The 13,199-nt window shown below is 52.3% G+C and carries 9 protein-coding genes; all 9 read left to right on the top strand.

The window, feature by feature from the left end:
- The first annotated feature begins 83 nt into the window (after window positions 1-83).
- The 9 genes from MKX76_RS17150 (at window position 84) to MKX76_RS17110 (ending at window position 13,186) form a co-directional block, all read left to right on the top strand.
- Window positions 84-2,090, top strand: a complete 2,007-nt coding sequence (locus MKX76_RS17150; protein WP_213614781.1) for a fructose-specific PTS transporter subunit EIIC — start codon at window positions 84-86, stop codon at window positions 2,088-2,090.
- 177 nt (window positions 2,091-2,267) lie between these two features.
- Window positions 2,268-2,909 carry a TetR/AcrR family transcriptional regulator gene (locus tag MKX76_RS17145; protein ID WP_028405423.1) on the top strand — a complete coding sequence of 214 codons (642 nt, stop codon included), beginning with the start codon at window positions 2,268-2,270 and terminating at the stop codon, window positions 2,907-2,909.
- 14 nt (window positions 2,910-2,923) lie between these two features.
- Entirely contained in the window at window positions 2,924-3,094 is a 171-nt protein-coding gene (locus tag MKX76_RS17140) for a hypothetical protein (RefSeq protein WP_007131227.1), read from the top strand.
- Window positions 3,095-3,321: 227 nt separating this feature from the next.
- Window positions 3,322-5,772: a helix-turn-helix domain-containing protein gene (locus tag MKX76_RS17135; RefSeq protein WP_341034281.1), complete on the top strand. Its 2,451-nt coding sequence runs from the start codon at window positions 3,322-3,324 to the stop codon at window positions 5,770-5,772.
- A 160-nt stretch (window positions 5,773-5,932) separates the two neighbouring features.
- Entirely contained in the window at window positions 5,933-7,516 is a 1,584-nt protein-coding gene (locus MKX76_RS17130) for an extracellular solute-binding protein (RefSeq protein ID WP_341034280.1), read from the top strand.
- A gap of 21 nt (window positions 7,517-7,537) precedes the next feature.
- Window positions 7,538-8,494: an ABC transporter permease gene (locus tag MKX76_RS17125; protein WP_341034279.1), complete on the top strand. Its 957-nt coding sequence runs from the start codon at window positions 7,538-7,540 to the stop codon at window positions 8,492-8,494.
- 11 nt (window positions 8,495-8,505) lie between these two features.
- Window positions 8,506-9,390: a carbohydrate ABC transporter permease gene (locus tag MKX76_RS17120; RefSeq protein ID WP_007131231.1), complete on the top strand. Its 885-nt coding sequence runs from the start codon at window positions 8,506-8,508 to the stop codon at window positions 9,388-9,390.
- 12 nt (window positions 9,391-9,402) lie between these two features.
- The gene (locus MKX76_RS17115) at window positions 9,403-12,105 is read left to right on the top strand and encodes an exo-alpha-sialidase (protein WP_341034278.1); all 2,703 of its coding nucleotides are present in this window, start codon (window positions 9,403-9,405) and stop codon (window positions 12,103-12,105) included.
- Window positions 12,106-12,145: 40 nt separating this feature from the next.
- A complete protein-coding gene (locus tag MKX76_RS17110) occupies window positions 12,146-13,186 on the top strand; it encodes a sialidase family protein (protein ID WP_210095385.1) in 1,041 nt (346 codons plus the stop codon).
- Window positions 13,187-13,199 lie beyond the last annotated feature (13 nt).

Below are 13,199 nucleotides of genomic sequence, written 5' to 3'. Positions count from 1 at the left end.
AATAAGTTCATCCGATAACAGCGCTTTCAGCGTGTACACTATAAATGTAAGCGGGAACATGACAGCGAAGGAGAATGACGAACATGAAAATACTAGCGATTACTTCATGTCCTAACGGAATTGCACATACCTATATGGCCGCCGAGAATCTGCAGAAGGCAGGCGCGAAGCTTGGCGTTGAGATGAAAGTCGAGACTCAAGGCTCCATCGGCGTAGAGAATCAATTCACGGAGCAGGATATCCGTGAAGCCGACGGTATTATTATTGCAGCGGATAAGACGGTGGTGAAGGACCGGTTTGTGGGTAAAAAACTGCTTGTCGTCGGGGTGCAGGACGGTATCCGTCGTCCGGAAGAGCTGATCCAACGGATGATGAAAGGGGATGTGCCCGTCTATCAGGCACAGTCCAAGTCAGCTGAAGATACGACAGGGGAGAAGAAACCTAAACAAAATCCGATTTACCGCCACTTGATGAACGGCGTATCCTATATGGTGCCGTTTATCGTGATCGGTGGGCTGCTCATCGCAATCGCACTGACGATGGGCGGCGTGAAGACGCCGGGTGGTTTGGTTATACCGGATGATTCGATCTGGAAAACGATTGAAAGTATCGGCGCGGCTGCGTTTACCTTCATGGTTCCGATCCTTGCCGGATTTATCGCCATGAGTATTGCGGACAGGCCGGGCCTTGCGCCAGGTATGGTCGGCGGGTTCATTGCCGCGAACGGCAGCTTTTATGGAAGTGAAGCAGGGGCTGGATTCATCGGGGGGATTATAGCCGGTTTCCTGGCGGGTTATGTTGCACTTGCTATTAAAAAGATCAAGGTTCCTCGGTCGTTGCAGCCGATTATGCCCATTATCGTTATCCCGGTACTGGCTTCACTGGTCGTAGGGTTAATCTTCGTCTTTGTGATCGGAGCTCCGGTTGCGGATCTGTTTGAGGCATTGACCGTTTGGCTCGCGGGAATGCAGGGTACAAGTTCGATTCTGCTCGCGCTTATTCTGGGCGCGATGATTTCTTTTGACATGGGGGGGCCCGTGAATAAGGTTGCATTCCTGTTCGGCTCGGCCATGATCGGGGAAGGAAACTATGAGATTATGGGCCAGATTGCCGTTGCCATCTGTGTTCCTCCGATTGCAATGGGATTGGCAGCAATGATAAACAAAAGAAAGTTTACACCTTCGGAACGTGAAGCCGGAAAGGCAACATTTACGATGGGACTGTTCGGTATTACCGAAGGAGCGATTCCATTCGCGGCGCAAGATCCTCTACGCGTCATTCCGAGTATCATGGTCGGTTCCATGACGGGCTCGGTGATTGCCATGTTGGGCAATGTCGGTGACAGCGTAGCCCACGGCGGTCCGATTGTAGCCGTGCTCGGTGCCGTTGATCATGTGCTGATGTTCTTCTTAGCGGTCATGGTCGGCGCAGCCGTATCGGTGATCATGGTGAGCCTGCTTAAGAAAAATGTTGCGGCAGTGACTCCGGCAGTTGTTGGAGAAGGAGCAGAAGCAGTAGCAAAGCCAGCCGGAGCCGAAGCGGCCCCAGCTGCAGCCGTGGCTGCGGACGCAACCGAAGCGGCTTCAGCCAAGAACAGTAACGGTACAACGACGGAAGCATCTCCTATCCGCGTTGAGAAATTGACGGATATCGTAACACCGGATCTCATTAACCTGAATCTGGCCGGTACGACACAGGATGCTGTTATCGACGAAATGATTGCTGTATTGGAGCGGAATGGGGCGGTCAGAGCTGACGGTGATTTTAAACAGGCCATATTAGCCCGGGAACAAGAAAGCTCCACCGGCATCGGCATGAATATTGCGATTCCTCACGGTAAATCGGATGCTGTCCTGAAACCAAGCGTGGTCTTTGGTATTCAGCGGGATGGTGTCGACTGGAAGAGTCTCGACGGCAGCGAAGCCAAATTGATCTTTATGATTGCCGTGCCGCGCAATAGTAAACAAAATGCGCATTTGAAAGTGCTGCAGATGCTGTCCCGTAAGCTGATGGACGATGATTTCCGAGAAGCGCTCTTGGCGGTGACATCGAAGGAAGAGGCCTATCGATTGCTCGATCAGGTGCAATAATTCAAGACGCTAGAATGACTTTACCTGGCCATTGGTTGGGTGGGCAGCAGCCCAAGGAGCTTGGTTTAAGCAAAAAATTAATGGCTGTCGTTAGACAGCGATGAAAGGGCCGGCCATCGGTAAAAGATGGGCCGGTTCTTTATTGATTAATTAGTACGATCGTACTAAAATATAAACATGAGTACTAAAAATAAAGCAAATGACCCCAATGACTTGTCGTTTATCGAAAAAGCCCGCCGTGCTCAAATCGTCCAATGTGCGATCGAGACGATTTCCGAAGTCGGCTATGCCCAAGCTTCCATCGGGCAAATCGCCAAGCGCGCCAATGTTAGCAAAGGGGTGATTACCTATCATTTTGCCAGTAAGGATGATCTGCTGGAAGAAGTGGTGGCGGCTTACGCGATCTCGGCGGAGGCTTTTATCCGTCCAGTTGTGGCTAACGCAGCCACACCGAAAGAACGGCTTAGGAAGTATATGGAGGCGAATCTGGCGTTTATTGCGGAGCACCGGGAAATGGTATTTGCCGTCGTGGAAATCGCGGCAGGCATGCGAACGAAGGATGGAAAGCTTCGGTTCTCAGCGGATGCGGACGAGGGCATCTATCAGCCTATTGAGGAGATTCTATATGCGGGTGCGGAGGCTGGATGCTTCCGGACATTTACCCCGTTGTCGGCACGGGTCACGGCGCTAGCCATTCGCCATGCCATTGATGGATTCAGCCTTGAGCTGATGCGTACTCCGGATCTTAGCGTGAAGGAGTACACGGAGGAGCTGATCGGCATCTTTGAGCGGGCCGTAAGTAACGTAGATTACGAATGAGGAGGGGGCGGGGCATGCTGTTCTACGAGGTGGAATGCTTCTGCTGCAAGAAGAAATTCCGGATTTACGAAGGAAGCGCGGGTTACGCTAATTTTAAGGAAAACAACCAACGCGGGAAGTATACCTGCGAGTCATGCAGCCATACGATCCGACTGGAGGCGATTTTCAACCTGCTGCGAAAATGATGAATACTAACGCAACCAAACATGCGGGATCGCTGAGAAAAGGCAAGGATCCATACTTGCCTCAAACGATCCCTCCCTATACCCCAACAACAAGCCTATAAGGTATAATCATTTTAAAAGTGATTGAAAGCGCTTTATTTAAGAACCCTGGAACGGCGGCTTGAACAGCACGATTCTCTACAGGTTCCGGCATGCAATGTACATATTTCGGGACAAGGGGGATAGGGATGATGTCTCAGCTGAGAACCTGGATCGATTCGATTGGAAGAATAAAAAGGCGTAAGTTCTTTTTAAAGTTAATCGTCACGACCGTGTTGATTACCGTGCTCCCAAGCTTGGTGTCCAATATCTTCGCTTATTACAGAGTATCTGACATTGTCGAGGAAGAGACGGGAAACAACAAGCTGCAGTATTTGAACCAAACGATCAACACGCTTGAGATTCTATTGAACCGGATTAAGGAAAATTCGAATTTGCTTGCGCTTAACCGTTCTTTTATCAGCTTCGAGAATTTTCCTAACGGTGCTTATTACGAGAGCCTTCAAGGGGAGATCCCGAAGGAGGATTTGCCTGCGCTGTATGCTTATTTGGAGGCTAAGAAGAACACCTTCCTCACGATGAACTCATTTAAACTTTCGGATCAATTCGTGGATTCCGTATATTTTTACGACAGCAGCAAGAACCTGGTGATTACCTCGGACAATGACCGCTCGAACCGCCAGTTCCGCCGAGAGGACTTTTATGATCAAGGCTGGTATGAAGCCGTGCAAAACATGCAGATGAACCCCGTTTTCCTGGACACCCGGGTCGCCAAGCAATACCCTCAAGGCGAGAAAGAGCTCCTGTCCGTGATCTACAAGTCCAAGAAAGCCAGCAACGCGATTATCGTTAACCTCGATGCATCCATGATTTATGCGGATATTATCAGCAAACTGAACGCGAATGACGACATGTATGTCGTGTCCTCCAGCGGAAATATCGTGTTCCGCAGCCAAGCTTCCGGTAAGGATGACTTTCCGCGAATCGGATTATCCGAAGCGCTCCAACATGCAGGCGGGGCGGGATCTTACTCCATTGAGCTGGACGGCGGCAAAAAGCTGGTCAGCTACTCCTCCTCGAAACTGCTGGATTGGACGTTTGTCAACGTCTCCGATATGGGGGTATATACCCAGGGCACGATTGACATCAAACAGACGATAACCTACACAGCCGGCGCCTTAATCCTCTTTTCGCTGCTGCTGTCCTATTTTTCGTCCAGAAGCTTGTATAAGCCCATTTCCCGCTTGAATGCGCTGGCGAAAGGCAGGGAGGATGATATCCGGCCGGATCGTGGAAAGGGTAACGATCATCAGGATTTCAGGCACCGTAAAAGGAGCGTTCACGTTCCGGATCATACGCTTAAGGGGGCGAATGATGAACTCAGCGTCATCGGCAGCTTTGTCAGTTCGACCATCGATGAGCGCAATTATTATAAAGAACGGCTGGAGGAAAGCCTGCCTTTCCAATTGGAACGGTTTAAACAATCATTGCTGCAGCGGCATGCCATGAGTCTTGAAGAGATTGAAGCGAAGAAGGATTATCTTGGGCTCGACATCAGCCTTCATGATCTGTCCGTATTCTTGCTGTCTATTGATGAGGAGCTGGCCTCGAATGGCGAGGATATGCTGGCTCAGGATCTGTGCAAGATCAAAATCATGGATGCCCTGCGGGACAGCAGGGTTTTGGGGCAGGAGACCGCATTTTTCGTGGTCAATGTGGAAAAGGACAAGGTCGCTCTTGTTTTTCATTTTCCCGGCAAGGGACGCCAGCCATTATTCCACCTGGCGCAGCAGCTGCTCGATGAAGTCAATGCCCGATTGGGAGCCCAATGCTCCCTCGGCGTTGGAAGCATCTGCAAGGGGATCGGCGAGCTGCCGCTTGCGTATGAAGAAGCGGCGGAGGCGCTGAAATATCGCATTCTGTATGGCAAAGGCTATGTTATATCCATGGACGATATCCGTGCCGACAACGGGCAGACCTTTATTTATCCAAGCCAGCTTGAGGAGAAGCTCAATAATTACATCCGGACCGCCTGCTTGGAGGAAGCACTCTCGACGTTCGGGGCTTTTGTGGCCGAGATCGAAGCCTGCAAGAATAAGCTGCATTACAACCAGATCCAGCCGATCTTCATTCAATTGCTTACATCAATCCGGCATTCTTTCAGCTCGTTCGGAACGGACATCGAGATTTTGTTCGGGGACGGAACAGATCCCTATCGGGAGCTGCTTGATCTGGAATCGCTGGATCACATTGTCCTCTGGTTTCAATCGCTTATAACTCGTGGAATTGAATGCATCCGTCAAGAAATTCATGCCAGGGGCAATCAGCATATCGCCAAAATCATCGAGATCCTGGAGAACGAGTACGATAAAGATATTTCGCTCTCGTGGGTAGCCGAGCGGTTGAACCTCAATCCGGCTTATATCAGCAGATTGTTTAAGCAAAGCACCGGTCAGCCCTTCATTGATTATTTGAAGCAGGTTCGGGTCGATAACAGCAAGCGTCTGCTTGCGGAAGGCAGGCTTAAAATCAATGAGATCGGCAGACAGGTCGGATTCGGCAGCGCCCACTATTTTATTAAAGTGTTTAAGGAAATAACCGGACTCACCCCCGGCGAATACAAAAAAATATACTCTTAACCATGATCCCGGCTCCTTGCTCCCGCCAAAGGAGTACCGGGATTTTTAGCTTCCATAACAAATAATTGATAAGTAGAAATGTTGTTATAAATGTACGGCGTTTTTCATTTAAAGCGTTTACAATCCGTGATAAGGTGTCACCTGACAGAAGGTCCCGGCCATGTTGGAATCGTGGACCCGCAAAGTAGAAGGAGGGATTATGATGAAAAAATTCGCACAGACCACGCTGACGGCCATGCTCGTCCTGGCGATCGCGGCATGTGGCGGCGGAGGGAGCGGGGGCAATGGAACACCAACCGGATCCAAGGAAGCTGATGGAGGTTCCAGCAAGGGCTCCGGGGAAATGCCCAAAATTTATATTTACCAGAATACCGGGGCTTTGAATCAGAAGCCGGAAGGCAGCGTACCGGACGCGTTGGAGGAAATGAAACAGATGTATATGGAAGAGCTCGGGATTGAGCCGATCGCCATTGTGCCTCCGAAAGGCTCCGAGGGCGAAAAGCTGAACCTGCTGCTCGGGTCCAAGGATCAAGTGGATGTATTTCAGGGGGATTGGGATCAGTATGCTTCGAAGGGGGCCATCATTCCGCTGAACGATTTGCTGGAGGAGCACGGCCAGGATATTTTGAAGGCATGGCCGCAGGAAGCCTGGGATTATATGACCGATAAAGACGGGACGATCTGGGGGATTCCCCGCGGCTTGCCTTCCGTTCATTATCCGGTATGGATTCGCACAGACTGGCTGGAGAAGCTGGGCTTGGAAATGCCGAAAACGATCGATGAGCTCGAGGCGGTGATGAAGGCGTTCCAGGAGGGCGATCCTGACGGCAACGGCAAAGCGGATACCATTCCCATGATGACCGATATCAATGGAATCAATAATGCGCTAATGGGCGGCTTCGTTGAAGGCGGCAACAGCAACTGGCTCGACCCTGCCGATAACAAAATCAAGCCGGTCGAGCTGGCGCCGGGCTACCGGGATTTCTTGGCCAAGATGGCGGACTGGTATCAGAAGGGCTACATCTACAAGGAGGCTTTTGCCAAATTTGACCCGCTCGAGCTGCTGAAGACCAACCGGGTGGGCATGTCTTCCATGTGGTATTCAAGAATTACGCTGCTGTTCCCGCAGATCAAGCCAAACCTTCCGGAAGGCGCGGACTATGCGATTGCGAGAGATCTTACGGGTCCTGCCGGCAAGCTGATGACGGCGTCGCGCGGAAACACAACGGGCATGCTGGTCACGAAAAAGGCCAAAAATCCGGAGGCCGTAATCAAGTTTATCAATTATCAATACAAGGACTTGCCGACCAATACCCTGAATGCAGCCTTCGGCAGGAATTGGAAATATTTAGATGACCAAAAGTTCGAGATCGAGCTGCTTAGTCCGGAGCTTCGGTATGCCGGCGAATATATGCTCTCTTTGGGCCTTGCGACGGAGAACAAATACGCCTTCCGCGATCCGGTGAAGAAGATGCACGCCGATTATTTAAATCATGAAATTACGAATGTAAGCGCCGCCAAAATGCCGCTGGATGCGACCGTCGTCTACGACAAGGAGCGGCTGAAGCAGAATGTTCCCATGTTGGAGGACCTGGATCGTTTGCGGAGCGAGGAGCTCGTAAAGTTTGTGACCGGCGTAAGACCTTTGGGTGAATTTGATCAATACATTGAACAATTGAACAAGGCGGGGCTGCAGATGTGGATTGATGAATACACGAAGCAATACCACGAGCTGAAAAAATAAAAGCGGGAGGGCACGCCTATCATGGAGCTTAAAGCAGCGACGGTTCCCCCGCCGGAGTCCAAGAAAAAAAGCCGATGGCCTGCAGTGAAAAAGCATCGGTTCTACTATTACTTAATCCTGCCCGGTCTATTATATTTTCTTATTTTTGATTACGTGCCCATGTTTGGCGTCATCATTTCGTTCAAAGACATCTCGCCGTTCGAAGGAGTACGCGGGATATTAACGGGCGAATGGGTAGGCTTCGATCATTTTGTCCGTTTCTTTCAATCCTATTATTTCTGGAATGTTCTCCGCAATACGTTCCTGATCAGCTTCTACAATCTGTTGTTCGGGTTTCCGGCTGCAATCGTATTGGCACTCTTGATGAATGAACTGAAGAACGGGCTGTTCAAGCGGTTCGTTCAAACCGTCTCGTACTTGCCGCACTTCATCTCGACCGTCGTGGTTGCAGGACTCATCATGATGATGCTGTCCACGGACAATGGATTGCTTAATGCGATCATCGTGTTTTTCGGCGGAGAGCCGATTCTGTTCCTAGGGGAGCCCAAGTATTTCCGGTCCATCCTCGTTGTATCCCATGTGTGGCAGACCGTCGGATGGGGCACGATCTTGTACTTGGCAGCCATGGCCGGGATTGATCCGGGACTGTATGAAGCCGCAAAAATCGATGGTGCCAACCGGCTTCGTCAAGCATGGCATATCACGCTGCCAGGCATCTCGCATGTCATTGTCATTATGCTTATCCTGTCGATCGGGGGATTGCTGAATGCGGGGTTCGAAAAGGTGCTGCTGCTGTATTCGCCTGCGGTATACGAGGTGGCTGACATCATCGATACGTATGTGTATAGAGAGGGCCTGACATCGCTTAACTATTCATTCGCCACGGCGGTCGGTTTATTCAAAAATCTTCTGGCCATGACGCTCATCTTGGGTGCGAATTATTTCGCGAAGCGAATGAACCAAACGGGAATCTGGTAAGGAGGGATACGGTGGGTGGAATAAAGCCGACGAGAAGCGAACGTATTTTTGATGCTGCCAACATTGTTTTCCTGATCTTTTTGTCCCTCATGTTCGTCATCCCGTTTCTGGCGGTGCTGTCGACGTCGTTCATCAGCGCAGAGGAATCCATGCGCCGGGGGGCATTCGTGCTGATCCCGGAAAGGCTCGACTTTACGGCCTATGACGTGCTTCTTAACCGGGGGAAGATCATTTTGAATGCTTATCAGGTTACGCTTTTCAGGGTCATCGTGGGCACGTTCCTCAATTTGCTGTTCACGTCCATGCTGGCATACGGTTTGGCGCGCCGGAGCTTGCCGGGCCGAAACGGGCTGGTGCTGTTCATCTTTCTGACCATGATCTTTCAAGGCGGCTTGATCCCTAATTATATGCTGATGGATACGCTGGGGCTTAAGGATACGCTTTGGGTGCTTATTTTTCCAAGCTTGGTCAGCGCGTGGAATTTGTTTATTCTTCGGAATTTCTTCATGGGTCTTCCGGAGGAGCTGGAGGAGTCCGCCGTCATTGACGGGGCTACGCCTCAGCTGATTCTGTTCAAAATCGTCATTCCTCTTTCCATGCCGGCTATGGCAACGATCGGCTTGTTCTATGCGGTTCATCATTGGAATGATTGGTTCGGGGCATCGATCTATATCAATGACATTAACAAGATGCCGATCCAGGTCATCATGCGCAATATTTTGCTAACGGGGATTACGCAAAACGAGGCACAGCTGGAATACGTGCGGAATCCGCCGCCGGCCGCCACTTTGAAGTCAGCGGTTATTATCATCAGCACGCTTCCCATCTTGTTTGTGTATCCGTTTCTGCAGAAGTACTTCGTTAAAGGGGTTATGGTCGGCTCCATTAAAGGTTAGGAGGGTTCGTTTATGATGAGGCCGCTTCGCAAGGCGTTTATTGGCTGGATGGTGTTTATTGTTATGGCTGCCTGCTTCCCTCATGGCCCCGTTAGCTTAAGTAATGCTGCCAAAGCTGAGACAGCGGCCGACGGGGAAGCGCAGTTTCGCAATATCGATTTGTTCGTGGCAGGAACGGAAGGGTATCATACGTTTCGCATTCCAACCGTGTTGACGACCATGGACGGAACCCTGCTGGCGTTCGCCGAGGGGCGGAAAAACAGCGCTTCCGATACGGGAGACATCGACCTTGTGCTAAAGCGCAGTATGGACGGCGGCACGACATGGGGGTCGCTCCAAACGGTCTGCGATATGGGCGCGGATACCTGCGGCAATCCAACAGCGGTACAAGATGAGAGCAATGGCCGCATATGGTTATTTATGAACCATAATTATGGCGAGGACACGATCGAGGAGATCAACAATGGAACGAGCAGGGGCGTACGGACGATTTGGAGCGCATACAGCGACGATGACGGCGCTTCCTGGTCGGAGCCGGTTAATCGGTTTGAAGAGGTGCAGCCGCCTGATATAAGGTGGGATGCAACAGGGCCTGCCATCGGCATTCAGCTTCGGCATGGACCTAACCAAGGGCGGCTGGTGATTCCCGCGATTGGCCGGAACATCCAGAGCGACGATCATGGCTTAACCTGGTATCAGAGCGGCTATATTCAAGGGGATACGAACGAGGCCACCGTGGTGGAATTGACGGACGGCACCTTGATGCGGAACGACCGCTTGTCCGCCAACAAAGAACGGAAACGGAGGGCGATCTCGACAAGCAGAGATCAAGGAGCGACTTGGTCACCTGTGTATTATGCGCCTGAGCTGATTGATCCGGTCGTGCAAGCGAGCATTGTGCGTTATTTGCCGGCCGATAATGATCTTGGCAGCAGGCTGCTGGTATTCGCCAATCCGGCCAGCGAGAACGTCAGGGAAAATATGACGGTCCGCCTAAGCCATGACGACGGAGCCACCTGGCCGGTAGCGAAAACGGTATACAGCGGGCATTCCGCCTACTCCTCGCTCACCGTGCTGCCGGACGGAACGATAGGTCTGTTGTTTGAAGGCGGGGGTTATACACCTTATGACAAAATCATGTTTGCAACCTTCAATTTGGCTTGGTTCGAAACGGAGGATGTGCAGCTGGACGGCCTGGTGTTCTCGGAAGGCTCGCTGTCACCCGTGTTTAGGAGCGATATCGAGCATTACCGCCTTACATTGTATGAAGGAAGCGAAGCAGTGACGGTTACGCCGATCGCATCGAAAGCTGGCGTCGAAATCGAAATAGCGGGCGAGCCGGCAGCACCAGGAATACCAAGGACGATCCGGCTGGGCGAACTTGATAAGCTTCTCGTTACGGCCCGGCTTGGGCATCGCACGCGCACCTATACGATTGAATTGGATAGGTCCAGACCGCGTCCGGAGCTGCTGCTGCACTGGGATTTCGAGCAGGTTAGCGTTGGGGGCGTGACGGATGTGACAGGCAGAGGGCATACCGGCTTGCTGAAGAACGGCGCGGCGATCCTGCCTGGGGCGGTGCGTTCCGATGGACAGGGCCATGTTCTGCATTTGGATGCCATGCAGCGTTCGCACGTCGAGATCACGAAGGCCGATGATCTTCATTTTGGAACCGGCGATTTTACCTTCGCGACATGGGTCAACCCCGAGACGCTTTCCCGGCAGCGGCATCTGTTGATATGGTACGGAACGGCCGGCCGGGGCGTCCCGCAGTGGTGGATGTCGGTTGAACAGAACGGTGCAGTCCGGATGAATCTGAACGGGCTGCCGCTGAACAGGGAGATTGGCATAGCAACGCCGTCAGGTCTGGTCAAGACCGGGGAATGGGCGCATGTTGCCGGTGTCCGGCAGGGCGGCAATCTTCTGGTGTACGTCAACGGGGAATTGGCTGCGACATCGGCCCAATTTGACGGTGCCGCTATGAATGTGACGAACGAAGACGCTCCGCCGCTGGTCGGCTTTGATAAAGGCACAGTTGCCAATCGGGATTGGAGCGGCAGTCTGGACGATGTAAGGATATATCGCCATGCGCTGGATCCATCCGACATCAGGAAGCTGTATCAGCTTCCGTTCGACGCAGCCGCCCCGGTCACGGAAGCTGTCGTTACGCCGAACGAGCCGGACGGAATGAATGGATGGTATACGTCCGATGTGACGGTGGAGCTCACGGCAGCGGATCAAGGCTCCAAGGTGACTTACACGGAATATCGGCTGAATGGCGGGGAATGGACGAATTATTCAGGAGCAGTCTCCGTTTCTGCGGAAGGAATCACCACGATGGAGTACCGAAGCCGGGACGGAGCCGGCAATGTGGAAGAGACCCGGACCCTGGCGCTTCCCATTGACAAGACGGAGCCAGAGCTCACGGTCCCTCCGAATCTTGAGGTTCTCTGGCCGCCTAACCGCAAGTGGGTGCCGATGGAGATAAGGCTTGACCCCAAGGATGAATCATCCGGAATCGATTCGATTGCATTGGTGTCTGTCACAACCGAAGGCACGCCGGACCCTCTTGAAGGAATTCGGGATGCGGACATCGGAACAGCGGATACGTCCTTTCAGCTGTTGGCCGCAAACCATCGGCGCGGAGAGAAGCGGGCGTATACATTACCTATGAAGCAAGGGATAAGGCCGGGCATTCAACGACGAAGACAATAACCGTGGAAGTGGCGAGAACGGTTAAGGAGGATGAACGTTAATGGCGATTGAAAAGTTTGCGATCAGCAGAGACGAGGAATGGTATGAAGCATGGCCCGATGTAACGCTAACTGCAGCGGGCAAGCTGGTATGCGTATTTTCCCAATGCACGCATCACGGCGACAGGTCGGCTACGCGCCTGATGCTGACTGAAAGTACGGATAGAGGAAGAACCTGGAGTGACAAGAAGCCGTTTACCTCATGGACGAAAGGATTTCCCTACTGGAACTGCGCTCGGATTTCGAGACTGCGGGATGACCGGCTTGTTATCGTCGCAGATCTGATTAGGGAGAAGAAGGAGAACGGGGGACGGAATTATATATGGATTGGGGATGCCGAAGGGAACCGCTGGTCCGAGCCCATCGAGACGCCGGTTACCGGTATCGTGCCGGATAAGCTGTGCGAGCTTGCATCCGGACGGTGGCTGCTGTCCGCCCATGAGCGAAATGCGGAGACAGGCGTCAGCGAGCAGCGTCTATGGTACTCGGATAGCCAAGGCGAAGATTGGTACGGACCGGTTACTGTGGCCTCGCATCCGGATCTGAAGCTGTGCGAGGGGAGCATACTTCCGCTCCCGGATGGAACCCTGGTTGCCTTCCTGCGGGAGAACTCCGGGCAGGGGCTCGATTGTTACAAATCGATTTCCTATGACCAGGGCGAGACTTGGAGCGGACCCTACCGCGTCCCCATCCCCGGGTGTCATCGTCCGGTTGCAGGGATGCTGCAGAGCGGAAACATTATGATCGCGTACCGTTTCATGCAAGGCGGCAAAGGCTGGCTCGGCACCTGGACGCAGAACTTCTTTGTCGCACTGACGGATCAGGAATCGGCAAAGGCGACCGAGCGGCGGGAGCAGTGGACGAGAATCATGCCCATCGATTATGACCGCAGCCCGGCAGCCGATCTCGGTTATTCGGGATGGGTGCAATTTGAAGATGGGGAAATCTATGTTGTCCAATATATTGCCGACGATGCGCCGAAAGCGCAAATTCGCGGGTACAGCTTTTATGAGGATGATTTTCTGTTAAGACCTAATCCATAAGGAGGGGACTCCC

The organism is Paenibacillus sp. FSL R5-0810 (assembly GCF_038002285.1).
Classification (GTDB): domain Bacteria; phylum Bacillota; class Bacilli; order Paenibacillales; family Paenibacillaceae; genus Paenibacillus_AQ; species Paenibacillus_AQ lactis.
This window is presented reverse-complemented; position numbering and strand designations above follow the sequence as displayed.

Excerpts from the sequence above, each read along its gene's own strand:
- MKX76_RS17140 (WP_007131227.1), top strand. The coding sequence starts at position 2,924 with ATGCTGTTCTACGAGGTGGAATGCTTCTGCTGCAAGAAGAAATTCCGG.
- MKX76_RS17150 (WP_213614781.1), top strand. The coding sequence starts at position 84 with ATGAAAATACTAGCGATTACTTCATGTCCTAACGGAATTGCACATACC.
- MKX76_RS17135 (WP_341034281.1), top strand. The coding sequence starts at position 3,322 with ATGATGTCTCAGCTGAGAACCTGGATCGATTCGATTGGAAGAATAAAA.
- MKX76_RS17130 (WP_341034280.1), top strand. The coding sequence starts at position 5,933 with ATGTTGGAATCGTGGACCCGCAAAGTAGAAGGAGGGATTATGATGAAA.
- MKX76_RS17115 (WP_341034278.1), top strand. The coding sequence starts at position 9,403 with ATGATGAGGCCGCTTCGCAAGGCGTTTATTGGCTGGATGGTGTTTATT.
- MKX76_RS17145 (WP_028405423.1), top strand. The coding sequence starts at position 2,268 with ATGAGTACTAAAAATAAAGCAAATGACCCCAATGACTTGTCGTTTATC.
- MKX76_RS17110 (WP_210095385.1), top strand. The coding sequence starts at position 12,146 with ATGGCGATTGAAAAGTTTGCGATCAGCAGAGACGAGGAATGGTATGAA.
- MKX76_RS17125 (WP_341034279.1), top strand. The coding sequence starts at position 7,538 with ATGGAGCTTAAAGCAGCGACGGTTCCCCCGCCGGAGTCCAAGAAAAAA.